Source organism: Pyrinomonas methylaliphatogenes, assembly GCF_000820845.2.
Taxonomy (GTDB): Bacteria; Acidobacteriota; Blastocatellia; order Pyrinomonadales; family Pyrinomonadaceae; genus Pyrinomonas; species Pyrinomonas methylaliphatogenes.
In genome coordinates this window covers 47008-71686 of the sequence record NZ_CBXV010000005.1, presented here as the reverse complement: position 1 = coordinate 71686, position 24679 = coordinate 47008, and the positions used below count along the sequence as shown (strand labels likewise).

The 24679-nt window shown below is 61.1% G+C and carries 21 protein-coding genes; 9 read left to right on the top strand and 12 right to left on the bottom strand.

Going from position 1 to position 24679, the window contains the following annotated elements; genetic code table 11:
* Positions 1–117: 117 nt before the first annotated feature.
* The 7 genes from argB to PYK22_RS07410 form a co-directional block, all read right to left on the bottom strand.
* Positions 118–1005 carry an acetylglutamate kinase gene (argB, locus tag PYK22_RS07440; protein WP_060635450.1) on the bottom strand — a complete coding sequence of 296 codons (888 nt, stop codon included), beginning with the start codon at positions 1003–1005 and terminating at the stop codon, positions 118–120.
* Positions 1002–2027, bottom strand: a complete 1026-nt coding sequence (locus PYK22_RS07435; RefSeq protein WP_083437691.1) for an N-acetylornithine carbamoyltransferase — start codon at positions 2025–2027, stop codon at positions 1002–1004. The genes argB and PYK22_RS07435 overlap by 4 nt, the downstream gene beginning before the upstream one ends.
* Positions 2028–2053: 26 nt before the next feature.
* Positions 2054–3250 (bottom strand): aspartate aminotransferase family protein, encoded by a 1197-nt coding sequence (locus PYK22_RS07430; protein ID WP_041976054.1) that lies wholly within the window; start codon positions 3248–3250, stop codon positions 2054–2056.
* An 87-nt stretch (positions 3251–3337) separates the two neighbouring features.
* Complete coding sequence (gene argC / locus PYK22_RS07425; RefSeq protein ID WP_041975823.1) at positions 3338–4387, bottom strand: N-acetyl-gamma-glutamyl-phosphate reductase; 1050 nt, start codon at positions 4385–4387, stop codon at positions 3338–3340.
* 12 nt (positions 4388–4399) lie between these two features.
* The gene (locus PYK22_RS07420) at positions 4400–5476 is read right to left on the bottom strand and encodes a hypothetical protein (RefSeq protein WP_041975821.1); all 1077 of its coding nucleotides are present in this window, start codon (positions 5474–5476) and stop codon (positions 4400–4402) included.
* A gap of 23 nt (positions 5477–5499) precedes the next feature.
* Positions 5500–6702, bottom strand: a complete 1203-nt coding sequence (locus PYK22_RS07415; protein WP_041975819.1) for an argininosuccinate synthase — start codon at positions 6700–6702, stop codon at positions 5500–5502.
* Between the two features lie 31 nt (positions 6703–6733).
* Positions 6734–7147, bottom strand: coding sequence for an arginine repressor (locus PYK22_RS07410; RefSeq protein WP_041975817.1), 414 nt, complete (start codon positions 7145–7147; stop codon positions 6734–6736).
* An 89-nt stretch (positions 7148–7236) separates the two neighbouring features.
* Between PYK22_RS07410 and argH the strand changes: the two genes are divergently transcribed.
* Entirely contained in the window at positions 7237–8616 is a 1380-nt protein-coding gene (gene argH, locus PYK22_RS07405) for an argininosuccinate lyase (protein ID WP_041975816.1), read from the top strand.
* A gap of 21 nt (positions 8617–8637) precedes the next feature.
* Here argH and PYK22_RS07400 read toward each other — a convergent pair whose 3' ends face one another.
* Positions 8638–10218 (bottom strand): amino acid permease, encoded by a 1581-nt coding sequence (locus PYK22_RS07400; RefSeq protein WP_041975814.1) that lies wholly within the window; start codon positions 10216–10218, stop codon positions 8638–8640.
* Between the two features lie 72 nt (positions 10219–10290).
* On the bottom strand, positions 10291–11829 hold the full coding sequence (locus tag PYK22_RS07395; RefSeq protein WP_041975812.1) for an APC family permease: 1539 nt from the start codon (positions 11827–11829) through the stop codon (positions 10291–10293).
* A gap of 286 nt (positions 11830–12115) precedes the next feature.
* Here PYK22_RS07395 and PYK22_RS07385 point away from each other — a divergent pair, with 286 nt between their 5' ends.
* Both PYK22_RS07385 and PYK22_RS07380 read left to right on the top strand, forming a co-directional pair.
* On the top strand, positions 12116–13600 hold the full coding sequence (locus PYK22_RS07385) for a pyridoxal phosphate-dependent decarboxylase family protein (RefSeq protein WP_060635448.1): 1485 nt from the start codon (positions 12116–12118) through the stop codon (positions 13598–13600).
* A 51-nt stretch (positions 13601–13651) separates the two neighbouring features.
* Positions 13652–13942, top strand: coding sequence for a Dabb family protein (locus PYK22_RS07380; RefSeq protein ID WP_041975808.1), 291 nt, complete (start codon positions 13652–13654; stop codon positions 13940–13942).
* A 110-nt stretch (positions 13943–14052) separates the two neighbouring features.
* On the opposite strand, the gene PYK22_RS07375 is transcribed toward PYK22_RS07380, so the two are convergent.
* The 3 genes from PYK22_RS07375 to PYK22_RS07365 form a co-directional block, all read right to left on the bottom strand.
* On the bottom strand, positions 14053–14541 hold the full coding sequence (locus PYK22_RS07375) for an HIT family protein (RefSeq protein WP_041975806.1): 489 nt from the start codon (positions 14539–14541) through the stop codon (positions 14053–14055).
* A 13-nt stretch (positions 14542–14554) separates the two neighbouring features.
* On the bottom strand, positions 14555–14893 hold the full coding sequence (locus PYK22_RS07370) for an integration host factor subunit beta (protein WP_041975804.1): 339 nt from the start codon (positions 14891–14893) through the stop codon (positions 14555–14557).
* 147 nt (positions 14894–15040) lie between these two features.
* Positions 15041–16885 (bottom strand): 30S ribosomal protein S1, encoded by a 1845-nt coding sequence (locus PYK22_RS07365; protein ID WP_083437715.1) that lies wholly within the window; start codon positions 16883–16885, stop codon positions 15041–15043.
* A gap of 377 nt (positions 16886–17262) precedes the next feature.
* Between PYK22_RS07365 and PYK22_RS07360 the strand changes: the two genes are divergently transcribed.
* From PYK22_RS07360 to PYK22_RS07335, 6 genes are all read left to right on the top strand, one after another.
* The gene (locus tag PYK22_RS07360) at positions 17263–18591 is read left to right on the top strand and encodes an MFS transporter (RefSeq protein WP_041975802.1); all 1329 of its coding nucleotides are present in this window, start codon (positions 17263–17265) and stop codon (positions 18589–18591) included.
* A gap of 58 nt (positions 18592–18649) precedes the next feature.
* Positions 18650–19213, top strand: coding sequence for a MarR family winged helix-turn-helix transcriptional regulator (locus PYK22_RS16540; protein WP_060635447.1), 564 nt, complete (start codon positions 18650–18652; stop codon positions 19211–19213).
* A gap of 18 nt (positions 19214–19231) precedes the next feature.
* The gene (locus PYK22_RS07350; RefSeq protein ID WP_162199815.1) at positions 19232–20656 is read left to right on the top strand and encodes a TolC family protein; all 1425 of its coding nucleotides are present in this window, start codon (positions 19232–19234) and stop codon (positions 20654–20656) included.
* Positions 20657–20730: 74 nt separating this feature from the next.
* Positions 20731–22137 carry an HlyD family secretion protein gene (locus PYK22_RS07345; RefSeq protein ID WP_041975798.1) on the top strand — a complete coding sequence of 469 codons (1407 nt, stop codon included), beginning with the start codon at positions 20731–20733 and terminating at the stop codon, positions 22135–22137.
* Positions 22138–22156: 19 nt separating this feature from the next.
* A complete protein-coding gene (locus PYK22_RS07340; protein WP_041975796.1) occupies positions 22157–23734 on the top strand; it encodes a DHA2 family efflux MFS transporter permease subunit in 1578 nt (525 codons plus the stop codon).
* 155 nt (positions 23735–23889) lie between these two features.
* Positions 23890–24648 (top strand): HlyD family secretion protein, encoded by a 759-nt coding sequence (locus PYK22_RS07335; RefSeq protein ID WP_157770739.1) that lies wholly within the window; start codon positions 23890–23892, stop codon positions 24646–24648.
* The last annotated feature ends 31 nt before the right edge of the window (positions 24649–24679 follow it).

Here is a 24679-nt window from a genome sequence, read left to right as displayed (position 1 = left end):
GCGCTTCCGGGGGAACAGTAATCCGTCAAGCTCCTGAGAGCACCATCGAACAGAAACTTTTTTGGCAACGGTTTCTAAATGCGGCGCGTCGGTTAAGCGGATTCTCATCACCGCCCCTCACGCAACGATCATCGTTCCCGTCCCGCGATCGGTGAAGACTTCAGCCAGAAGCGCATTGCGCGTCAGACCGTGGATGATGTGCGCGCTGCGCACGCCGCGCCGCAACAGATCGATGATGCTCTGCAGTTTCGGTATCATCCCGCCCGTGGCGATGCCATCGCGCAACAAAGCCTCCGCCTCCTCCACGGTCAAGCGCGACAGTTTCGTGCTCGGATCCTGTGGCCGCAGGTAAAGGCCATCGACGTCGCTCAACAGGATCAGCTTTTCGGCTTGCAGTCTAACGGCCACTTCCGCTGCGATCGTGTCGGCGTTGATATTGAAGATTCGTCCTTCGGAATCGGCGCCGAGCGAAGAGATAACCGGAAGGTAATCGTGATCGAGCAATACGCGCAACAGTCGATCGTTGATGCCAACGACATCGCCGACATGCCCGAAATCTATCCGCTCGCGCTCTCCGGTCTCTTGATTGATGATCTCTTTCGGCGGACGCCGTTCGGCATGGACGATGTTGCCGTCGACGCCCGAAAGCCCGACCGCTTCGACGCCGCGATGCCGGAGGGCCGCTAATATCTCGGTGTTGATCTTGCCGGCGAAGACCATCTTTGCGACTTCGAGAGTCGCATCATCGGTGACGCGCCGTCCATTGATGATCGTCTGCTCGACGCCCAATCGCTCGGCCAACTCGGTCAACTGCTTTCCTCCGCCATGCACGACGCAGATGCGTATGCCGACTTGATGGAGCAAAGCGAGTTCCTCGGCCAGCGAGAGGAGATTCGCGTGATCCTCCGTCGCCTTGCCGGACATCTTGATGACGAAGGTCTTGTTCTTGAACCGCTGAATGTACGGCAGAGCTTCGCGCAGAAGTTCCAAACGCTGTTCGCTCACGATCCGGCACCTCCGAACAGGCGGGCCAAGATAGCCTTCTGAATATGCAACCTATTCTCCGCCTCGTCGATGACGACGGACGCCGGTGAATTCAAAACCCCATCGGTCGCCTCGACGTTGCGCCGTATGGGCAGACAGTGCATGAAGATCGCCCCGCCGGTCCGCCTCATCTTCTCTTCATCGACGATCCACCTCTGGCGATAAGGCGCGCGCATCTCAAGCTCTTCCTCGGGCGAACCGTAGAAGAGGCGGCTTCCCCAACTCTTGGCGTAGATGACTTCCGAACCATCGAACGCTTCCTCGATCTCATGAGTTACGTTCACGCGCGTCCCAGCATCGTGGGCCAGCATGGCGAGATCGCGCACCAAATCATCATCGAGCTCGTAACCCGGCGGATGCGCGATCGTCAACTCGTGCCCCATCTGCACCGCGGCGAGCGCGAAACTGTTCGGCACCGCCATCGGCAACGGTTTCGGATGCCAGGCCCAAACCAACGCGACGCGCTTACGCCCCGCGCCTAGTTTCTCTCGAATCGTCATCATATCGGCCATCGCCTGACACGGATGATGCATCGCCGATTCGAGATTGATGATGGGGACTTTCGATTGGCGCGCGAAGGCGTTGATTATGGGATCAGTTCTTTCTTCGCGCCAACTCCGCAACTGCGGGAAGACGCGCACGCCGATCCCAGAGCAGTAACGCGCGAGGACGCCGACGAATTCCGCGACATGCTCCGTCTTATCCGCATCCATCACAGCGCCATCCCTGAATTCGATCGTCCAACTCGATGAACCCGGCTCGAGCACGATCGGGTAACCGCCAAGTTGCTGAACGGCAAGTTGCATCGAAGCGCGCGTGCGCAGACTCGGGTTGAAGAAGACCAAAGCGATCGCCCGCCCAAGGAGCGGTTGCGAAAGGTCCTCCCCGCGCTTGAAGCGGAATGCGGCTTCGATCAAACGCTCCAACTCGGCGCGCGTCCAATCTCCCGTATGTAGAAAATGGCGTGGCATAGCGTCAAACATCTCTCAATCGCGCGACACGTTCGCGATCAGCGCCCTCCCAGCGCATCGCCTAAGGCCTCGACGAACAATTCGACCTCATCGCACGTCAAGCAAAGCGGCGGAAGGAGCCTGAGCACGCGCGCGTCGCTCGACGTCCCGGTGATGATCTTGCGATCGAGCAACTCCTTCTGCACGTGCGCAGCGATCTCCTCTTTGAATTTCACGCCGAGCAGGAGCCCTTTTCCGCGCACCTCCTCTATCTCAGGGAGATGGGCCAGTCGTGCGCGCAAATAGGTCTCAACCAGTTTGACGTTCTCCAGCATGTTATCCCGCTCGATGGCTTCGAGCGTCGCGATGACGGCGGACATCGCCAGCATCCCGCCGCCGAAAGTCGTCCCCAGATCGTTCGTTTTGATCTGCGCGGCGACGTTCTCAGTCACCAAACAAGCGCCGACCGGCAGGCCGCTCCCCAGAGCTTTGGCGAGCGTGATGATGTCCGGAACGATCCCGCCCGCCGCTTCGCTGCCCGCGAAGAACCACGAACCGGTGCGTCCCACACCGGTCTGCACCTCATCGAAGATGAGCACGATCCCGCGCTCGTCACAGATCTGACGCAATCCTCGATAAAACTCCGGTCCAGCCATGCGCACGCCAGCCATCGATTGAATCGGTTCGAGCATGATCGCGGCCACCGATTCATCAGCCACGCGCCGGACCGATTCGATCGAACCGAATTCAGCACAGATGTGTCCCGGCACATTGGGGCGCCCGAGTTCGCGATACTTGCCGAGAAAGGTCGCGCTGATCGCATCGGCCGTGCGCCCGTGAAAGCTGCCGGTGAAAGTGACGATCCGCTCGCGCCCCGTCGCTAGGCGCGCCATGCGCATGGCGTTCTCGTTCGCTTCCGTCCCGGAGTTGCAGAAGAAGACTTTCGAGATGGGAGATGGCGCGATTTGGACCAGCTTCTCAGCCGCGCGCGCGCGCACTTCGGAATAGACGACGTTTGAATAGAAGAGCAACTTCTCCGCCTGCTTTTTCAAGGCCGCAACGACATGCGGATGGCAATGGCCCGTCGCCGCGACCGCATGGCCGCCGTAAAGATCCAAATAACGCTGCCCATCTTCCGTCTCGATCCATGAGCCGCGACCTCGCCCGATGGCGAGCGGAAGTTTCTGGTAGGTGGCGAGCTGAAAACGCTCTTCGCGCGCCGCTATCTCTTCGAACCCCACGATCGTCTTGACCATCATTCCCCCTATCTGCCGGAAAACGCCTTGAATCTCGTGACGCACCCTTGAATGAATGGGGCTTAATCCTCGCTCTCTCCCATTTCCCTAAGGGTTGCTTCCAGGCAGCAGCAACCCAACGGCTTCATCCAAACCGAACATCACGTTCATGTTCTGGACCGCCTGCCCGGCGGCGCCTTTGACGAGATTGTCGATCGCCGTAAAGATCGCCAACTGACGCCCGCGCACGGCGAAACCTATATCACAGAAATTGGTCGTCTTCACCCAATTGACATCGGGTGAACCATCGACCAATCGGACGAAGAACGAATCGCGATAGAAGGTCGCAAAGAGTTCGCGAATCCCCTCGATTCCCATTTCGCGCTTCAACTCGACGTAGATCGAGGCGAAGATCCCGCGCACGACTGGCGCCGAATGCGTCATGAAGACAAGATCGTGCTCCCACTCGCCGATGGAGCGAAGCTCCTGTTCGATCTCCGGCAGATGTTGATGTGTGAAAGGCTTGTAGGCGTAGAAGGAGTTGGCGCGCTGCGGATGATGCGTGTTCGCCGCCGCTTTCGCCCCGGATCCGGATGAGCCGGTCTTCGCGTCGACGATGACTCGCCCGCTGATCGCTCCAGCGGCAACGAGCGGCGCAAGCCCGAGGATCGTCGCCGTCGCAAAACAGCCCGGATTGCTTATCCGCCGCGCCTTCCGAATCGCATCGCGATTGGTTTCGGTCAAGCCATAGACGAATTCGCGTTGCCACTCGAAGGCCGTATGCGGGCGTCCGTAGTGGCGTTCGAAGCTCTCTTTGTCTTGCAGGCGAAAATCGCCGGATAGATCGACGATCCTTAACTCGGCTGGCAATCGCGGGACGATCTCCATCGCCTGACCGTGCGGCAAGGCGAGGAACGCGCAATCGAACCCTTGCAACGCCGACGGGTCTTCCGGCGCCCGCTCGAACCTTAGCGCGGTCAATCCCTTCAGATTGCGGTGGACTTCTGCGACCTCTTTCCCCGCATGCTCATTGGCTGTCACAAGACCGATTTCGACTTGCGGATGGAAGAGCAGGATCCGCAAAAGCTCCGAGCCGCCGTAGCCCGAACCGCCGAAGATCGCGACCTTCAACCGAGAGTTGTGAAGCGCAGCTCCCATTCCGAATCCTCTTCAGCAGGTCAAAACCTCTATCTTGGGAACCTCTTTCCGCGCCTTGAAAGCTTCGACGCCCCGGGCCACGAGCGAGAAGAGGCGCGCGCCATCGCGCCGCGCATTGGCCGCGTTGACGCCGAACTCGCGTTCGATATACTCCTCACCCATGCGCGCATCGGTGACCGAACCGGCGATCAGATCGACGCGCAACCCACGACGTTTGAACCACTCGATCCCGCCCCATACGCCGACGTAATCCGAAGCGCAGAAGACGAGCACAGCCATGTGCGCGAGGATCTCTCGATCGTCGAAGACCGACTCGACCGAGTAACCGCCCAAGATGCCATCGCCGAGTTCGAGCACGATCCAATCGGGCGCACACTCATTCAACCTCTCGATGATCGTCTTCGCCACTGGAGCGAGATCTTCGACACCGACTGTCGAAGGCAACCCGCAATCGAGGAAGCTAGCGGTCGCAATGGCCCCATGGTCGCTCATGTTGAGCGTATCGCGCAAGCAGGCGACGCCGGATAGTTTCCCCGCCGCGACGCGGATCCCGGCGCGCGTCGCCTGTTTGATCAACTCCGTCGCCGCGTAAGTCTTGCCGCTGTTCATGCATGCGCCGGCGATGACGATGAGCGGCGCGCTCGCTTGCAGATTGGCGCATGGCGCGAGCGCGGCAGCGGCGATGTTGAGCGTCTCGCCCTCCTCTCCGCAAACGAGCCCGATCGCTTCGACCTCGATCGCTCCGCCCAGACTCGAATGCGCCCCCGTGCAATGCCCGATCACGCCGCCCATATTGAGCAGATGAAGGCGATCGCCAGCGGCGACCGTCTGCGGCACATCGCCGACGAAGCCTTTCAGGGCGCGCCGGCTGCCGAGCGCGCCGACAACCACATCGCCCGCATTGATCTTGGCCAAGCGTCCCGTCGGCAGCTCCAGTTGATCGTACGTCACGCTGTCGGTCAGAACTCGTACGACGATCACATCGCCGCTGCGCGCCGCGCGACGATCGGTCTCGACGCGCAGCAGTTTCGTCAAATCGAGCCGCGAGACGACCGAACCGATTTTGTCAACCGTCACGGTGATGAGCATCGCCAAACACCTTCCCTCGAATCTCAGTCGCGCAGCCGCGCCAGCGTCCTCAAGCGCAAAGCGTTCAACTTGATGAACCCCTCGGCGTCGCGCTGATCGTAGATCTGATCCGCCTCGAAGGTCGCCAGTTTCTCGCTGTAAAGCGAACGCGGAGCGCGCCGCCCGACGACGATCGCGTTGCCGCGATAAAGCTTCAAACGCACTTCGCCCGTCACGTTCGCTTGCGTCTCGTCTATCGTCCGCCGCAAGACTTCCATCTCCGGCGAAAACCAGAAACCGTAGTAGACTAACTCCGCGAACTTCAGACTGAGCGCGTCGCGCAGACGCATCACTTCGCGGTCCATCGTGATCGATTCGAGCGCGCGATGGGCTACATGCAGAATGGTGACGCCCGGCGTCTCGTACACGCCGCGCGACTTCATCCCGACGAACCGATTCTCGACCAGATCGACGCGCCCGATGCCATGCTCGCCGCCCACGCGATTCAGATGCTCGAGCAACGCGACCGGATCCATACGCTGACCGTTGATGCCGATGGGCACACCGCGCTCAAATTCGAGCTCGATGTACTCCGGCTCGGGACGCGCCTCTTCCGGCGCTTTGGTCAATTGAAAGATCTCCGCCGGCGGTTCGGCCCACGGATCTTCGAGAATGCCTCCTTCGTAAGAGATATGCATCAAGTTGCGATCCATCGAATATGGCTTTTCGACCGTCGCCGTCACCGGGATGCCGTGCTCCTGAGCGTAAGCGATCAGGTCGCTGCGCCCCTTGAACTCCCATTCGCGCCACGGCGCGATGACCTTGATCTCAGGCTCCAGCGCGTAATAGGTCAGCTCGAATCTGACTTGATCGTTGCCCTTCCCGGTCGCGCCGTGAGCGACCGCATCCGCGCCTTCGCGCCGCGCGATCTCGATCTGTTTCTTAGCGATCACGGGCCGGGCCAAAGAGGTCCCGAGCAGATAAACGCCCTCGTAAACGGCATTCGCCTTGACAGCCATCCAGACGAAATCGCGCACGAACTCCGCGCGCAGATCTTCGATGTAAAGCTTCGCGGCGCCAGTCCTGCGCGCTTTCTCGTGAAGCCCAGCGAGCTCTTCGCCCTGTCCCACGTCGGCGCAGAAACAGATGACCTCGCAACCGTAATTGGCCCGCAACCAATGAAGCATCACGGACGTGTCGAGACCGCCCGAGTAAGCCAATACGACCTTTTTTACCTCTCTCTTCATCTCTTCTCTCAAGAATCGACCGGAATAACGATCAGGAGAAAAGCTCCCAGATCTTTTTGATCGCCACGCGCTGCGCCTTTCGATTCGGCACGGCGATGAAGACCGTATCCTCGCCCGCGAGCGTCCCGACGATCTCCGGGATCGCGGCGCGATCGATCTCCACGGCGACGGCGGAGGCGAGCCCGGGTTCGCATTTGGCGACGACCAGACAATCGCCAGCGAGATCCAGATCCAAGAGCCCGCGCGCCGCCGCCTTGTCGGGCGACGGCAACGTGTAACGCCCGTGCCGCTTGACCACGCCGAGCTCTTCGAGATCGCGCGAGACGCTTGATTGCGTGACGCTGAAACCGGCGCGCTCGAGCAACGCGACCAGATCCTGCTGCGTGGAGATGCGTTTCGACTGAATCAAGCTCAAGATCTTGCGTTGCCGCCGCTCCTTGTCCATTTGATTTTTATGCAAAAATTGTGCATAATCTTTGCATACTCGCATAAAATAGCACGCTTTTTGCGCATCTGTCAATTCGGAGGGCGTCGATGGGGGCGAAGCTATGGGGAGGGCGATTCACGGGCGAAGCGGATGCGGGTTTCCTCCGCTTCAACCGCTCATTCGACTTCGATCGAAGGTTGCTGGCCGCGGACGTGCGCGCCAGCATCGCGCACTGCGCCGCGCTGCGTCGCGCCGATCTGCTGACCGAAGAGGAGGCGCGCGCGATCACCGAGGGACTTCTCGAGATCAGCCGCCGCGCCTCGACCGATCCCGATTACTTGAACGATGCCGAGGCCGAAGATGTTCACTCCTTCATCGAAGCGCGCCTCGTCCAGCTGATCGGCGATGCGGGCCGGAAGCTGCACACCGGGCGCAGCCGTAACGATCAGGTGGCGACCGCCTTCCGCTTGTGGTTGCGCGAAGAGATCGATCAGCTGAACGAGAGACTGCGCGCTTTGCAAGCGGCGCTGCTCGATCTGGCCGAGCGCCATCGCGACGCCGCGCTTCCCGGTTACACGCACCTGCAACGCGCCCAGCCGATACTTTTCGCCCACTGGTGCCTCGCCTATTTCGAGATGTTCGAGCGCGATCGCGACCGGCTGCGCGACGCGCGCCGGCGAGTGAACACGATGCCGCTCGGTTCAGCGGCTCTGGCTGGCGCCAGCTACCAACTCGATCGCGAAGCGATGGCGCGCGCGCTCGGTTTCGAGGCCATCACGCGCAACAGTCTCGATGCCGTCTCCGATCGCGATTTTTGCGTGGAAGCGACTGCTGCCGCCTCGCTCGTGATGGTCCATCTGTCGCGCTTAGCTGAGGATATCATCATCTACGCGACGACAGAATTCGGCTTCATCGAACTCAGCGACGCGGTGGCGACCGGCTCTAGTTTGATGCCACAGAAGAAGAACCCGGATGCGCTGGAGCTCATCCGCGGGAAGGCGGGGCGCATCTTCGGCCACACAGTGGCGCTGCTCGCGATGCTGAAGGGATTGCCGCTCGCCTACAACAAGGACATGCAAGAAGACAAAGAGGCGGTTTTCGATACGGTCGATACCGTGAAAGCCTGTCTCGAGACGATGGCGACCGTGCTGCGCAACGTCAGGTTGAACGAGGCGAGGGCGCGCGAGGCGGCGACGCGCGGGTACATGAATGCGACGGAACTGGCCGATTATCTGGTTCGCAAAGGGGTTCCCTTCCGCGACGCGCATGAGCTTACTGGCCGCCTCGTTTTGGCGGCGATGGCGCGCGGTGTAGAGCTTCAGGATCTTGCGCTCGACGAGATGCGCGCCATCGCTCCGATGATCGAGGGGGACGTCTATGCGGCGCTCACGCTCGATCGAACGCTCGGGAGCAAAGAGGTCATTGGCGGCACCGCTCCCGCGCGCGTGCATGAGGCGATACGGGAAGCGCGCCAGCGTCTTTCTTGAAGATCGGCGCCTCCCTCGCGATCAATCGGCAGCGATCGCCTCGCGCTGGGCCAATCGGCTGTGGCGCGCTCCGTAGGCGAAATAGATCACGAGACCGATCGCCATCCAGATGATCAACCGCAACCAAGTGTCGCGCGGCAATCCGGCCATCAGCGCGACCGAACAGAGCACGCCCGCAGGGGCGACCAACCAGATGGCTGGCGCTTTGAACGGACGTTCGATCTCCGGATGCGTGATGCGCAGGACGAGCACTCCCGCGCAGACGATGGCGAAAGCGAAGAGCGTGCCGATGCTGACAAGTTCGCCGACGATCCCGATCGGCAGCGTCCCGGCAGCGATCATCACGACGATGCCGGTGATGATCGTCGTGATATACGGCGTGCGGAAACGCGGATGGACTTTAGAGAAGGCCGCCGGGAGCAATCCATCCTTCGACATGGAGAAGAAGATGCGTGGCTGGCCCAGCAACATGACGAGGATGACCGAACTGAGGCCGGCGATCGCCCCGAGTTTGATGATCGGCGAAAGCCATTTCATGCCGATGGCGTCGATCCCGACGGCGATCGGATCGGGCACGTTCAACTGCGTGTAAGGCACGATCCCCGTCAGGACGAAGGCGACGAGCACGTAGAGGATGGTGCAGATAAAGAGAGAGCCGAGGATGCCGATCGGCATATCGCGCTGCGGATTGCGCGCCTCTTGCGCGGCGGTCGAGACGGCGTCGAATCCGATGTAGGCGAAGAAGACGACTCCGGCGCCGCGCAACACGCCGCTCCAACCGAACTCGCCGAACCTGCCCGTGTTCGGCGGGATGAAGGCCCCCTCCGGATTGCTCGGGGTGACCCAATTGCTCGTCGAAACATACCCGATCCCCGCGATGATGAAAGTCAGGACGATGGCGACCTTGATGACGACGATCGCGCTGTTGACGTTGGCTGACTCCTTGATGCCGATCACGAGCAAAATGGTGACAAGCGCGATGATCAGCATCGCCGGTAGATTGATGATCGCCTTGACCGTTTGTAGATCGGTGAAACCGACCTGCGCTAACTGTGTTTGCAGTTCTTTGGTCAGCGCCGTCCAGCCGGGGACGAGGTTCAGTTTCGCCGCGGCGGCCTCCGGGATCTGGACCAGAACCGTTCCCGGAGCGGCGGTCAACTCCGGCGGGATATCGATCCCAAATCCGCGCAAGAAACTGGTCACGTAACCGGACCAGCCGATGGCGACCGTCGTCGCGCCGAGCGAGTATTCGAGGATCAAGTCCCAACCGATGATCCAGGCGATGAATTCGCCCATCGTCGCATAGGCATAGGTGTAAGCCGATCCGGCGATCGGCACGGTCGAAGCCATCTCGGCATAGCAGAGGCCAGCGAAAGCGCAAGCGATCCCGCCCAAAACGAACGACAGCGCGATCGCGGGTCCGGCGTTCGCCGCCGCCGCATGCCCAGTTAGGACGAAGATGCCGGCGCCGATGATCGCACCGATGCCGAGCGTCACCAGATTCAATGCCGACAAAGCGCGCTTCAAACTGTGCTCATCGCCGGATGATTCGGCTTCCGCCTTGAGTTCGGCGATCGATTTACGAAGGAACAGATTTGCCATACGTCATCTCCTCAGGAGTATTCGGAACCCGTTCCGGGCCCGAAGTTTCACACCTGCGCAAAAGAACGATCTTTAGAGACTCGCCTCCTCGAAGGCGCGGCTCGGTTCGACCCCGCGCCTTCGCGCCGCCGCGCGCCAGATGAAATAGATCGGGATCCCCGTCAACACGATGATCAGCCCCGGCCAGGTCGTCGCCGTCTGGTAGATGAAGAGCACGAGCACGATCACCCCTGCGCCCAAGATGTAAAGAGCCGGGATCATGGGATAGCCGAAAGCGCGATAGGGGCGTTCGATCTCCGGGCGCTTGACGCGCAGACGAAAGAGCCCGTAGATGGTCAGAATGTAAAAGATCAAAGCGGCGGAGATCACATAGGTCAGGAGGTTGTTGTAAAGGCTCCCATAGCGGAGCTGGCCCGTGGCCGGATCCGTCCCGGCGATCGTGCGCGGAAGGATGAGCAAAGCGGCCCAGATTCCCTGGATGATCAAGCCCCACGCCGGCACATGATGCTTGTTCAGCCGCCCAGCCGATTCGAAGAACAAGCCATCGCGCGCCATCGCGTAGTAGGCGCGCGCTCCGGCTAAGATCAACCCGTTGTTGCACCCGAAAGTCGAGATCATGATCGCAATGGCCATGATCGCGGCCCCGTATCCGGGGAAGATCACATCGGCTGTAGCCGATGCCACGCGATCGTTCGGCACATTCTTGATAGTCTCAAAAGGCAAAGTCACGAGGTAAGCGATATTGGCGAGCAAGTAAAGGCCGATGACCAGGGCGGTGCCGATGGCGAGCGATAGAGGCAGATTGCGACGCGGATCTTTGACTTCGCCAGCGGTGAAGGTGACGTCGTGCCACGAATCGGCGCTGAAGAGCGAGTTCGTCTGCGCCACGCAGATGGCGACGAACAGGCCGAAAGCGGTCGCCGCCGTCAGACCGCCTCCGACATCCTGCAACGCGCCGCGCACGGTCCACAGATCCCCGAAATTCTCGTGCACCGCGGCGGGATTCCAACCGATCAGGATGCCGAGCACGATCAGCGCGATGAGCGCGCCCGTCTTGGCGAAAGTGAAGACGTTCTGGACCAACTTGCCGAGTTTTAGGCCGAGCGTGTTCAGCCATGTGAGCAGCGCGATCAAAAGCAACCCGACGAGTTGCGCGGTGGAGAGAGAGACGGCATAGCTTGCCGAAATCTGAATCGGTCCGATGATGTAGTTCGTCTCCGACACGACCGGCCACAGCACGCCAAGATATTTAGCGAAACCGACGGCGACGGCGGCAATCGTCCCCGTCTGGATGACGAGAAAGAAGGTCCAGCCATAAAGGAAACCGACGAGCGGCGAATAGGCTTCGCGTAGATAGACATACTGCCCGCCGGCTTTCGGCATCATCGCGGCGAGCTCCCCGTAAGCGAGCGCCGCCGCTAAAGTCAGGAACCCGGTGATGAGCCAGACGACCAGCAACCAACCGGGCGCGCCCGTCTGTCGGGCGATATCAGCCGAAACGATGAAGATGCCCGATCCGATCATCGATCCGGCGACGATCATCGTCGAGTCGAGCAGACCGAGGCCACGAACGAATCCGCCATTCCCGTCGATCCTTTCTTCTCGCCCCATCCTTTTTTTTCCTTCACGCCAGGAGATCAAATGAAAGATCGCTTTCCACTCGCGGGAGAACTAAATGCCAAGACCAGGGCATCGCGCCTTGCGAAAGCGCGCGTTAGCATACCGTCAACGAAGCTCGCGATCAAGTGGCCGCATGACAATGAAATGAAGCTCCCGCGTCGGGCGATTATATCCATTCTCCGGTCGATGTCGAGCCGGTGTCGCTCGTTGATTCGGCGCGCATATTGCGGCAGAATTGGAAACCGCATAACTTCGGCAGGGATGTTGGAGCGATCGAATGGATGAGAACGCGCCTCTCAAGGAGAGAGTATCGGCTGATATGTCGGCGGAAGATTTTCGCCGTTTCGGATATCAACTGATCGATTGGATCGCCGATTATCTGGAGAAGATAGATGAGCGACCGGTCCTGCCCTCGATCCGTCCGGGCGAATTGCGCGCGCAGCTTCCGCAGATGGCGCCCGAGCGCGGCGAGCCGATGGAGAGGATCATCGCCGACATCGATCGTTCGATCGCGCCAGCCCTCACGCACTGGAACCATCCGGCCTTCTTCGCCTACTTTGCGACCTCGGCCTCTGCGCCCGGCATCTTCGGCGAGCTTTTGAGCGCCGCCTTCAACGTCAATGCGATGCTGTGGCGCACGGCGCCCGCTGCCGTCGAACTCGAAGAGGTCGCGCTCGATTGGTTGCGCGAGATGATCGGCCTTCCGCCGGAGTTCGAAGGCATCATCTACGACACGGCCTCCATTTCGACGCTTCATGCGTTGGCGGCGGCCCGCGAAAGCTTGAATCTACGCATCCGCGAAGAAGGGATGGCGGGCCGCGCCGATCTTCCGCCGCTCCGCGTCTACGCTTCGGAACAAGCCCATTCATCTGTGGAGAAAGCGGTGATCGCCCTCGGGCTGGGCCAGCGCGCCTTTCGCCCGATTCGAACCGATGAACAGTTCCGCCTGGATGTAAGCGCGTTGCGGCGCGCGATCGAAGACGATGTGGCTGCCGGAGCGCTTCCCTGCGCCGTCGTCGCCACGCTCGGCACGACCTCGACGACCAGCCTCGATCCGGTCGCCGAGATCGCCGATGTATGTCATGAGCGCTCGATCTGGCTTCACGTCGATGCCGCGTATGCGGGCGTCGCGGCGATGTTGCCGGAAAAGCGCGAACTGTTTCGTGGTTGGGAACGCGCCGATTCGATCGTCACCAACCCACACAAATGGCTCTTCACGCCGCTGGACCTTTCCGCCTTCTACTGCCGGCGGATGGAGACGCTGCGCCGCGCCTTCTCGCTCGTGCCCGAATATCTGAGGACCGATGAGCGGGTGCGCAATCCGATGGATTATGGGATACAACTGGGCCGCCGCTTCCGCGCGCTGAAGCTCTGGATGATAATGCGTTACTTCGGGCGCGCAGGGTTGCAAGCGCGCCTTCGCGAGCACTGCCGACTGGCCCGCGATTTTGCCGCTTGGATCGAACGCGAAGCCGAATGGGAACTCGTCGCCCCGGTCCAGTTCAGCGTCGTTTGCTTCCGCGCGCGCCCCGATCGAGCGCTGTCGGGCGAAGAGCTCGACGCGCTGAACGAACGCATACTCAACCATGTCAACTCTACGGGCCAAGCGTTCCTGTCGCACACGCGGCTCAATGGGCGTTTCACTCTGCGCTTAGCCATTGGCAACATGCGCACGGGCGAAGAACACGTCGCGCGCGTGCGCGAGCTGCTATCACAAGCGCTCAAGGAGAACGTGAAGGATCTGCCGCGCATCTCGCCTTGAAGGCGCTTGCGGCTCAGAGTTCTATCATCCGGATCTCGTTGAGGAGAGGGAATGATCACACACATCGTCATCTGGAAATATCGCGCCGATGTCGAGCAGGCGACGCGGGAAGAGCACGTGAGGCTGCTGCGCAACCTTTCTTCGCTTGTCCCCGGCATAGAGAGCTTCGCCGTCGGATTCGACGTGTTGCGCCTGCCGCGCTCGTACCATACGGGCCTCGTCGCCGTCTTTCGCGATCGCGCAGCGCTCGACGCCTACACGGTCCATCCGGAACACCAGCGCGTCGCCGAGTTCGGGCGCAGCATCAGCGAACACGTCGCTTCGGTCGATTTCGAAAGCTGAGCGGCAAGCGACTCGCCTTCGCTTCGAGTTACCCTTATCTGAAGTGAAGATGTCAGATCGAGCAGAGCGATTCGCGCTCGAATTACTCGAGCGACTTCGCGTGACTTGAATCAAATGAAGCGGCGCAACTTGTCGTATGTGGTCCGCAGATCTTCCGGCAAGACGCGCGTCTCCCCGACGGTCGTCATGAAGTTCGTATCGCCAACCCACCGCGGCATGATGTGCAGGTGAACGTGGCCGACGACGCCAGCGCCCGCAGCGCGTCCCAGATTCATCCCGAGATTGAAGCCATCTGGACGGTAAACCTCGCGTAAGATGGTTTGCGCCCTTTTCGCCAAATCCATCATCTCATCGGTCGCCGGTTTCGATACGGCATCGAGATCGGCGACGTGCTCATAGGGCACGATCATCAGATGTCCGCTGGTATAAGGGTAGAGGTTCAAGACGATGTAGTTATAGCGCGCGCGGTGAAGGACGTAGCGCCGTTCATCATCCTCCGGGGCGCCGTCCCTCAACTCGCAGAAGATGCAACCGCTCGTCGCCTTCCCTCCCTCACCGGCGACGTACTGGTAACGCCAGGGCGACCACAGTCGATCCATAAGAGAACCGAGCCTAGCTGAGGGGCGTCTGCGGCGCCCCTTGGATCTTCCCTTCAGAAGGATTTTGATCTGCGCTGCCCTCGTTGATCAATTCTTTAAGCTCTTTTCCCGGCTTGAAGTAGGGCACCCGCTTGGTCGGAATGTCAACGGGCGTGCCGGTCTTCGGGTTACGCCCGCGGCGCGCGCTTCGCTCGCGCACGCGGAAGCTGCCGAACCCGCGAAGTTCGATCTTCTCGCCGCGATTCAGCGCTTCGATCATGCTCTCGAAAACGATCTCGACGAGCCGCTCGGCATCCTTTTTAGTCAACTCCGCGGCGCGCGCCACCTCCTCGACCAACTCAGCTTTCGTCATAGCCTCACCTCACAGAGTGGAACACAAGGCTTGCGCCTCAAGACCCGCTGGTCCAAACACACTGCAGAAGTTAACAGAAAACGCTTGCTCCCGGCAAGTGCTAGGCAAGCAAGCGTTTACATTTTTACGCGCAGGTTGCACGCGCGGCTAGCGCTCGCGATCCTCGTTCGTCGTGTTCAGGTTGAACTCGGCCAGTTCGCCGAGCGAAGCGATGCCAGCCCCCACTTCGGTCGAGTAAGAACGCGTATCGACCGCTGGCTCATCATGTTTGGCGGCGCGCGCCGAAAGGGCGATCTTCCTATTTTCGGGCTCGATCCGCAAGATGCGAAAATCCAACTCCTGACCGATCTGCACGACCTGTTCGGGCTTGCGGACGCGCTCTTCGGCCAACTCCGAGATGTGGCACAATCCCTCTAAACCTTCGGCCACCTCGACGAAGACGCCGAAATTAGCGAAGCGCGTGACTCGCCCGCGGATGATATCGCCCGGCTTGTGCTCGGCGACGAAGCGATCCCACACGCTCGGCTCCGTATCCTTGATCGAGAGCGAAAGTCGTCGATTCTCCCTGTCGATGTTGGTGATGACGACCTCGACCTCCTGCCCCTTCTTCAAGACTTCAGCCGGATGCTTGATGCGCTTCGTCCATGAGATATCTGAAACATGGACGAGCCCGTCGATGCCGTCCTCGATTTCGACGAAGGCGCCGAACTCCGTCAAGTTGCGGACGCGCCCGCGGACGCGCTGCCCGATCGCGTACCGTTCGGGCAAAGTATCCCAAGGATTCGGCAGAGTCTGTTTGAGGCCGAGACGGATACGGCGCGCGCGCGGATCGATCTCTAACACCTCGACCTCGATGGTCTGGCCGACGCTGACGATCTTGCTCGGATGCTTGATCCGCTTCGACCAAGTCATCTCGGTGACGTGGACCAACCCTTCGACGCCCGGCTCGAGCTCGACGAAAGCCCCGTAATCGGCGATGCTCACCACCTTGCCTTGGACGCGGCTCCCGACCGGATAACGCTCCTCGACCGTTTCCCACGGATCGGGCAGAAGCTGTTTGTAGCCGAGCGAAACGCGCCCCTTCTCGCGATCGAACTTGAGCACTTTGACCTGAACTGTATCGCCGACTTTGAACAGCTCCGCCGGATTCTGCACCCGCCCCCAAGACATGTCGGTCACATGCAGCAATCCATCGACTCCCCCCAAATCGATGAACGCGCCATAGTCGGTCAGCCCTTTAACCTGCCCTTCGACGATGATGCCCTCTTCGAGCAGTCGCAGCGCCTCTTGCCGGCGCTTTTCGTTTCGCTCCTCGAGCAAGGCTTTGCGCGAGATGACGACATTGGCGCGCTTGCGATTGAGCTTGACGACTTTCGCTTCGATCTCTTGACCGCGCAACGAATCGAGATTGCGGATGGGACGGATGTCAACCTGCGATCCGGGCAGGAAAGTGTCGACCGGTCCAACGCTCACGCGCAAACCGCCGCGAATCCGTTCGACGACCCGCCCACGCACGGGCTTACCTTCGCGGTAGGCTTGCTCCAACTCGTCCCACGCCCTGCGGCGCAAGGCGTCGGCGCGCGACAGCACCGGCACGCCCTCGGGCGAATCCATGCTCTTGACGACAACCTCCACCTCATCGCCCGGCTTGACCGTCAAGGCGCCGTTTTCGGCGAACTCTTCCTGCGGGACCAATCCTTCGGACTTGAAACCGAAGTCGATGAGAACCCCCCGCTCGCTCACGCCGACGACTTTGCCTTGAACGATCTGCCCCTCTTGAAACGAGGACTGCTGCTCCTCGAACTGATCGAGGATGGCGGCAAAATCCATCTCGCCGCCGGAGGCGCGCGCCTCCTCCTCAGCCTCCTCTGCCGCCGGGCCGGTCACAGCGGAAGCCCTCTCGGCGTCCGCCGCAACCTGCTCCTCTTGCCTCTCCGACGAAGCCGCGCCGTCCAACTCAGTCTCACTCGGCTTTCTCTCTTCAATCGCCATGCAAACTCCTGTTTCGCGCTCCTCCAGAGTCATCCCAAAACGATCCGCCTTTGACGAATCGTCGGTTCGAGCGGCCATCGAACAAGGGTGATTGGTCGGAATTTAATGGGGCGGGGATGCGAGCCGTTCGATCTCGATAAGGTGGTTTTCAAAGTCGCTAACTGAATCGTGCCCGTGGATCACCCGCGTGATCCGATAATCACCCGGCCGCCTGACCGGGGATGTAGTGTCGCAATGTACACGCCAAAGCGATCCAGTGTCAAGCAAACCGAAGCCTAAATGATCGATAGATCCCAACTTGCCGCCCGACCGGATCCCGGCGCGGAGCGATTTGAATAAAATGGTCTTCGCTGCCAGAATTCCTCTTTTGTGCGCTTATGGGACCGGCGTCGTCCATCTCGACTGCATCCATGCCGCGCCCACCCGTGTGGCGCGCGCTCAGACACCGCAACTTCCAGCTCTTCTTCGGCGGACAGCTCATCTCGCTCATCGGCACATGGATGCAATCGGTCGCGCAAAGCTGGCTCGTCTACCGCCTGACCGACTCGGCAACGCTGTTAGGTCTCGTCGGCTTCTGTTCGCAGATCCCCGTGCTCCTTTTGGCGCCCATAGGCGGCACGCTCGCCGATCGGCGCGATAAGCGAAAAGTCCTGATCTTCACCCAATCATCGGCCATGCTGCTGGCCTTCATCCTCGCGGCGCTTACGCTGACGGCGAAGATCGACACTTGGCAGATCCTCGCGATCGCGACGGCGCTCGGCGTCGTAAACGCCTTCGATATTCCGACGCGCCAAGCCTTCGTCGTCGAAATGGTCGGCAAAGAGGATCTGATGAACGCGATCGCGCTCAACTCTTCGATGGTCAACGGAGCGCGCATCGTCGGCCCAGCGATCGCTGGCGTCCTGGTCTCGACGATCGGCGAAGGCTGGTGTTTTTTCGCCAACGGCGTAAGTTACCTAGCCGTCATCGCCGGATTGCTCATGATGCGCGTACATACGCAGGGCGCAAACGCAAAGCGCGGAAAGGCCCTTTCGGAGATCGCCGAAGGGTTTCGCTACGTGGCACGAACCGGTCCAGTCCGCGCTCTGCTCCTGCTCCTCGGTCTGGTCAGCCTGATGGGCATGCCTTACGCCGTCCTGATGCCGATCATCGCCGATCGCATCCTGCACGGCGGCGCACGTGGGCTCGGCATCTTGATGGGGGCGGCGGGCGCAGGCGCGCTGCTTGGCGCGCTAAGCCTCGCCGCGCGCAGCGGCCTGCGTGGATTGGGACGCTGGGTGATGCTCTCGAGCGCAAGCTTCGGCCTATCGCTCATCCTCTTCGCGCTGTCGCGCTCCTTCTGGCTTTCGGTCGGGCTGCTCGTCCCGGTCGGCTTTTCGATGATGCTTCAGATGGCCGCGTCGAACACGCTCATCCAATCGATGACGCCGGACAACTTGCGCGGGCGCGTGATGGCCGTCTACTCGATGATGTTCATGGGGCTAGCCCCCTTCGGTTCGCTTCTCGCCGGAGCGCTCGCCAACCGCATCGGCGCGCCCGAGACGATCATCGTCGGTGGATTGTGCTGCATCGCGGGCGCGGCCATCTTCGGCTACCGCCTGCCGGCGCTGCGCGAAGAGGCGCGCGAGCTCATCCTCGCGCTCCAGATGACCGGCGGCGATCCCGTCGAGGAGATCACCGACGAGGGAGCGATGCCCGGAAGCTAGCGCGCCGGTTGGTTAATAACTTGACAATTAACTCCTTAATCAGTATCCTCCCCCCCGTATGGCGACGCAGACCGTTCAAAACGGGTCCGACAAGCGGGAAGCGCACTACATGTGTCGCGTCCGTTCCCATAGCAGCAAGTACAAAGAGTTCCATCGCCCCTCGGTCGAACTCCTTCTTAATCTGATCTACACCTACGACGTCATCCGCTCGCGGGTCGCCAAACGGATCGAAGCGTATGGCCTTTCGCCGGCAGCTTTCAACGCTTTGATGATCATCAGCCACTACGGCGAGAGCGGTTGCCCGATGTGCGAGATCGGCGATCTGCTTCTCGTCAGCCGCCCGAATGTGACCGGGCTGATCGATTCGCTCGCCTGCAAAGGGCTGGTCGAGCGCGTCGAGAAAGAGGGCGATCGTCGGTTCCGCTTGGTGCGCCTGACGCGGGCGGGCGAGCGGCTCCTCGATGAGCTTCTTCCGTCGCACTATGCGAACGTGCGCGCGATGTTCGCCGGCATGAGCGACAAAGAGAAGGCGATCCTGAGCAAGCTTCTGGTTAAGCTGCGGCACGAAGTTTTGCGCTCATCCGAGCGCGCGTCGGAAAAAGATTGCACGAAAACCTCATAGAGCATGCGAGGTCACGCGGTGAAAGTTCTTCTCAGATTTGGGCTGTCCTTTCTCTGTTTGATCGTCGGTTTCGCTCCGTCGCGTGGGCAAGCGATTGGCGGCGCTTCGTCTGGCATGATCTCATCATCCTTCAGCCCGACGCTTTTTCAAGCGACCGTTCAATTTCCCGGCGCCGCGCGCACATCGCAGGCGCCGACGACGCTCAATTTGGAGCAAGCGATTCAGCTTGCGATCGAGAACAATCTGGAGACGCTGCGCGCGCGCGAGCAACGGCGCGAGGCGGAAGGGATAAAGCAAGAGTCGCTGGCAGGGCTATTGCCGAACGTATCGGGCGCGGCCTATCAAGCCAATTTGACGCAGAACTTGGCCGCGCTCGGGTTTCGTCCCGGAGCGTTCGGTCTGAGATCGACCTTCATCGGCCCCTTCAACAACTTCGACGCGCGTCTGCGTCTTGCGCAGAGCATCTTCGATCTCGGCGCCATCCGGCGTTTTCAGGCTGGGCAGGCCGGCGTCACATTAGCCGGTTTGCGCGAGGAACTGGCGCGCGAGCAAGTGGCCACCGTCACGGCGCTCGCCTATCTTGAAGCGTTGCGGGCTGAGCGAGCCGTCGCCGCTGCCGAAGCTAACGTCGAACTGGCGCGCGCGCTGTTACGGCTTGCCGAGGACCAGCGCAATGCGGGCGTGGCGACGGGCGTCGATGTGACGCGCGCCGAGACGAGGCTCGCCGAAGAGCAATTGCGGCTTGCGCAAGCGCAGACCGCAGCGGAGCAAGCGCGACTGAACTTGAAGCGCATCATCGGCGTGCCGCTCGAAGCCTCTCTAACGTTGACCGACCAGCTTCGTTTCGTGAGCGAACCGTTGCCGTCGCTCGCTGAAGCGCTTGCGGCAGCGGCGCAGAATCGGCGCGAGATTCTTCTTGCCGAACAGCAGGTGAAGATCAGCGCGCTCGAGCGTCAAGCGGCGAGCGCCGAGCAGCTCCCTTCGGTCGAATTCGTCGGCGATTACGGGACGAGCGGGATCACGCCGACCGACACGGCGCTTCCTACTCGCCGCGTGGCGATCCAATTGAACGTTCCCATCTTCAACGGCGGGTTGACGCGCGGGCGGATCGCCGTCGCCGCGAGCAGGCAGCGCCAGGCGGAGCTGGAGCTTGACAGCATACGCCGTCAAGTCGAAGAGGATGTGCGGTTGGCCTTCGCGAATCTGCGCACGGCTGAAGCGCAGGTGCGAGCGGCTGATGAGAGCGTGCGCTTAGCCGAGCGCGAGCTTGAGATGGCGCGCGATCGGTTTCAAGCAGGCGTCGGCGATAATCTCGAGGTCGTCAACGCGCAGACGGCGCTCGCCAACGCGCGCGAAGCGCAGGTGACGGCGCTCGCCGTCTACAACGCGGCGCGCTTGAATCTCGCTTCGGCGCTCGGTCGTGCGGAGAAATTTCGTTGGTAAAGCGCGCGGCGCTTTTTATATGCATCATCGAAGCGTAGCATGAAGAGTTCAATTCGGATCGATGGAGTGGTTTTATGGCAGAGGTGGTTGAACAGGAGATTCGAGACGACGAGATCGCAGAAGGGATCGAGGCCGAGATCGAGAGCGCGGCCAAAGACGGGAAGAGCGCTGGCGAAAAGAGGCGACCGCTTTACAAGCGTCCCGGCTTCCTTCTGGCGCTCGGCATCGCGCTCATCGTCGGCGCTGTGGTCGGCATACGCTACTGGCTGTACGCTCGCTCCCACGAATCGACCGACGACGCTTTCATCGAAGGCCACGTCGTGCAGGTCAGCCCGAAAGTTTCGGGCCACATCGTCAAGCTTTACGTCACAGACAACCAAGAGGTGAAAGAAGGCGATCTGATCGCTGAGATCGATCCGCGCGATTACCAAGCGAGGCTCGAACAGGCGCGAGCAGCGCTCGATGCGGCGCTCGCCCGCCAGCGCGAAGCGCAGGCGAGCGTTGCGCTCGTGCGCGCCACCACGCGCGCGAACATTCAGCAAGCGTCAGCCGTCGTACAACGGGCGCGCACCGATGTCGAAACGAGCCGGGTGGCGGCGGCTGCCGAACAGCGGCGCGTCGCCCAAGCGCGCGCTGCGGTCGCGACGGCTGAAGCCAATCTGGCGCAAGCGCGTGCGCAGGTGGCAGCAGCGGAAGCCGAAGCGACGCGCGCCAACGCGGATGTCGCGCGCTATCAAGCGCTGCGCGCTAAAGACGAGATCTCGCAGCAACGGCTCGATCAGGCGATCGCCGCCGCGCGCACCGCTAATGCGCAGCTTGAAGCGGCGCGAAGTCGCGTCGCTGCTGCCGAAGCGCAACTGAGCGAAGCGCGCGCTGCCGCCGCTGCCGCCGAAGAGAACGCGCGCCGTGCGCAAACGCAGATCGGCAGCGCGCAAGCGCAAGTGGGCGAAGCGCTCGGGCGGCTGGCCCAAGCCGAGACCGCGCCCCAACAGGTCGCCGTCACCCAAGCCCAAGCTGAGACGGCGACCGCTTCGATCGAACAGTTGCGCGCCGCCGTCGAACAGGCCGAACTCGAACTCTCCTACACGAAGATCTACGCGCCGGCTTCGGGGCGCGTCACGCGCCGGGCGGTTGAAGAGGGAATGCTGGTCCAGGCGGGACAACCGCTGATGGCGATCGTGGCGAACGACGTCTGGGTGGTCGCCAATTTCAAAGAGACGCAGGTGGGGCGGATGCGCCCCGGCCAACCGGTCGAGATCAGAGTCGACGCTTATCCGGACAAAGTCTTCCGCGGCCACATCGACAGCATACAGGCCGGGACGGGCGCGCGCTTCAGTCTGATCCCGCCGGAGAATGCGACCGGCAACTACGTCAAGGTGGTCCAGCGCGTGCCGGTCAAGATCGTCTTCGACGAGCCGCCCGACCCGCAACATATGCTCGCGCCGGGGATGTCGGTCGAACCTGAAGTGAAGGTGCAATGATCAAGGGAGCGAGTGCGCGATGAGCGAAGATCTCAGAAACGATTGGGCCGCGTGGCGACCAAGCTACAGTCCGTGGTTGATCGCCTTCTCCGTGATGCTCGCCACCTTCATGGAGGTGCTCGACACCTCGGTCGCCAACGTCTCGCTGCCGCACATCGCCGGCAGTCTCGCGGCGACGCCGGAAGAGGCGACGTGGGTCTTGACGAGCTATCTTGTCTCGAACGCGATCATCCTGCCGGCGACCGGATGGCTTTCGTCATTCTTTGGGCGCAAACGCTTTCTGATCGTCTGCATCATCATCTTCACGCTCGCTTCGGCGCTGTGCGGCATGGCGACCAGTCTCGGCATGATCATCGTCGCGCGCATTCTGCAAGGCGTCGGCGGCGGCGCGTTGCAACCGATCGCGCAAGCCGTGCTGCTCGAAAGCTTCCCACAGGAGCAGCGCGGCGCTGCGATGGCCGTCTTCGGCCTGGGCGTCGTGACGGCGCCGATCATCGGACCGACGCTGGGCGGGTGGATCACCGATAACTACTCGTGGCGCTGGATCTTCTACATCAACCTTCCGGTGGGCGCGCTCGCCATTCTGATGACGAGCCTCTTCGTCGAAGATCCGCCTTACGTCAAAGCGCAGCGTGCGCCGAAGATCGATTACATCGGGTTCGGGTTGATGGCCGTCGGACTCGGCGCGCTGCAGATCGTGCTCGACAAAGGGCAGCAAGAAGACTGGTTCGAATCGGCCTTCATCGTTCGTCTCTCGCTTCTGGCCCTATTTGCGCTCGCCGCATTCGTCATCTGGGAGTTGACGACCGATCATCCGATCGTCGATCTGCGCGTCTTCGCCAATCGCAACTTCGCCGTCGGCACGGCGCTCATCACTTCGGTGGGCATCGTTCTCTTTGGCACGATCGCGTTGCTGCCTCTCTTCTTACAAACTTTGCTCGGTTATCCGGCGGTCGAGAGCGGACTGACGGTGAGCCCGCGCGGTTTCGGTTCGATCGCCTCGATGATCATCGTCGGGCGATTGATCGGCAAAGTCGATGGCCGATGGCTCATCATGTTCGGGTTCGCCGTGCTGGCCTATGCGACCTACATGTTCGCCGGACTCAATCTCGAAATCGCTTCCGGCAACGTGACGTGGCCGAACATCATCAGCGGTTTCGCGATGGGCTTCATCTTCGTTCCGATGACGACGCTGAGCATTAGCACACTGCCGAACGAACAGATCGGCAACGCGACCGGCGTCTACAATCTCATGCGCAATCTCGGCGGCAGCATTGGGATCGCGCTTGTGACGACCTTTCTCGCGCGCGGAGCGCAGATGCACCAAGCCATCATGGTTGCCCATCTGACGCCTTACGATCCGATCTATCAAGAGAGATTGCGCCAGATGACGAACGCGCTGGCGGCACACGGCAATCCGGCGACCGCCCCACAGCAAGCTTACGGGGCGATATATGGGACTTTGCTCAAGCAGGCTTCGCTGATGTCTTACATCGACAACTTTCGTTTCCTCGCTTTCTTGTGCCTGCTCTGCATACCAGCTGCGTTGCTCTTCAAACGCACGCGCGCAAGACGCGGGGCGGTCGCAGTGCACTGAGCCCAAACGGGGCGAAAAGCGAACGAAGCGTTGATTCGGAGTCAAGCGCGACGGTGAATGGCGGATGAAGGTAGACGGCGAAAAGCGAACGAAGCATTGATTCGAAGCGTATAATGTTTAATCAAATGATCTGGAAGATCAAAGGATGGGTGAAGATGAGCTGGGGCCTAGGCGCAGCCTTCGCGCTGCTCTTTTCGCCCCACGCCTTTCCTCAATCGGCGAAGCAAGCTCCAATCACGCAAACGTCCCGATCTTCCGATTCACCTGATGCCATCCGCAACGAATACGTGCGCGCGACGGAAGAGTACAAGGCCAGTCTTCGAACGCTCCTGACGCTCTACGAGGCAGAGGCCGAACGCGCCGCAAAACGCTTGGCCGAACTCGAACCGCTTTACGAACAAGGGTTGATCGCCCGCCGCGCTTTGGAAGAGCAGCAAAAAGCCGTCGCCGCAGCGCGCGCGCGCGTCGAAGCGACCAAACGACAAATAAGCGACGTTGAAGCCCAAATAGCCGCCGCTCTGCTCGAAGCTGAAGAGGCGAAGAGACGGGCCGAGCGCCCTGTGTCGCCGTCCGTCCGTTTGTTCGTCAAAACAGCATCGCTCATCCGTTACGGCGGCGCGTCTTCCTGGTCCATCTCTGACGCTTGGAAAGTGCAACGCTTCTTTCAAGAGAGGTTCGGAAGACCGCTTCCCATCAGCGCCTACGGTCAATCGCCGGTCCACGATCAGTGGGGTCTGGACCACCGCAACTCGCTCGACGTGCCCGTTCATCCGGATAGCGTCGAAGGACAAGCTCTGATGAGCTTTTTGCGCGCGAACGGCATCCCCTTCCTCGCCTTTCGCACGGCCATCCCGGGCGCCGCCACCGGTCCACACATTCACATCGGCTACCCATCCCACTCTTTGCGCAGGTAGTGCTCTTCGAAGCGCCGACCTCGCCCTAGGG

Coding starts and splice junctions, on each gene's coding strand:
- argH (WP_041975816.1), top strand. CDS start 7,237: ATGGGGGCGAAGCTATGGGGAGGGCGATTCACGGGCGAAGCGGATGCG.
- PYK22_RS07375 (WP_041975806.1), bottom strand. CDS start 14,541: ATGGATCGACTGTGGTCGCCCTGGCGTTACCAGTACGTCGCCGGTGAG.
- PYK22_RS16540 (WP_060635447.1), top strand. CDS start 18,650: ATGGCGACGCAGACCGTTCAAAACGGGTCCGACAAGCGGGAAGCGCAC.
- PYK22_RS07415 (WP_041975819.1), bottom strand. CDS start 6,702: ATGAAGAGAGAGGTAAAAAAGGTCGTATTGGCTTACTCGGGCGGTCTC.
- PYK22_RS07420 (WP_041975821.1), bottom strand. CDS start 5,476: ATGCTCATCACCGTGACGGTTGACAAAATCGGTTCGGTCGTCTCGCGG.
- PYK22_RS07335 (WP_157770739.1), top strand. CDS start 23,890: ATGAGCTGGGGCCTAGGCGCAGCCTTCGCGCTGCTCTTTTCGCCCCAC.
- PYK22_RS07340 (WP_041975796.1), top strand. CDS start 22,157: ATGAGCGAAGATCTCAGAAACGATTGGGCCGCGTGGCGACCAAGCTAC.
- PYK22_RS07410 (WP_041975817.1), bottom strand. CDS start 7,147: ATGGACAAGGAGCGGCGGCAACGCAAGATCTTGAGCTTGATTCAGTCG.
- PYK22_RS07360 (WP_041975802.1), top strand. CDS start 17,263: ATGGGACCGGCGTCGTCCATCTCGACTGCATCCATGCCGCGCCCACCC.
- PYK22_RS07430 (WP_041976054.1), bottom strand. CDS start 3,250: ATGGTCAAGACGATCGTGGGGTTCGAAGAGATAGCGGCGCGCGAAGAG.
- PYK22_RS07385 (WP_060635448.1), top strand. CDS start 12,116: ATGGATGAGAACGCGCCTCTCAAGGAGAGAGTATCGGCTGATATGTCG.
- PYK22_RS07365 (WP_083437715.1), bottom strand. CDS start 16,885: ATGGCGATTGAAGAGAGAAAGCCGAGTGAGACTGAGTTGGACGGCGCG.
- PYK22_RS07380 (WP_041975808.1), top strand. CDS start 13,652: ATGATCACACACATCGTCATCTGGAAATATCGCGCCGATGTCGAGCAG.
- PYK22_RS07400 (WP_041975814.1), bottom strand. CDS start 10,218: ATGGCAAATCTGTTCCTTCGTAAATCGATCGCCGAACTCAAGGCGGAA.
- argC (WP_041975823.1), bottom strand. CDS start 4,387: ATGGGAGCTGCGCTTCACAACTCTCGGTTGAAGGTCGCGATCTTCGGC.
- PYK22_RS07345 (WP_041975798.1), top strand. CDS start 20,731: ATGGCAGAGGTGGTTGAACAGGAGATTCGAGACGACGAGATCGCAGAA.
- PYK22_RS07435 (WP_083437691.1), bottom strand. CDS start 2,027: ATGTTTGACGCTATGCCACGCCATTTTCTACATACGGGAGATTGGACG.
- PYK22_RS07370 (WP_041975804.1), bottom strand. CDS start 14,893: ATGACGAAAGCTGAGTTGGTCGAGGAGGTGGCGCGCGCCGCGGAGTTG.
- PYK22_RS07395 (WP_041975812.1), bottom strand. CDS start 11,829: ATGGGGCGAGAAGAAAGGATCGACGGGAATGGCGGATTCGTTCGTGGC.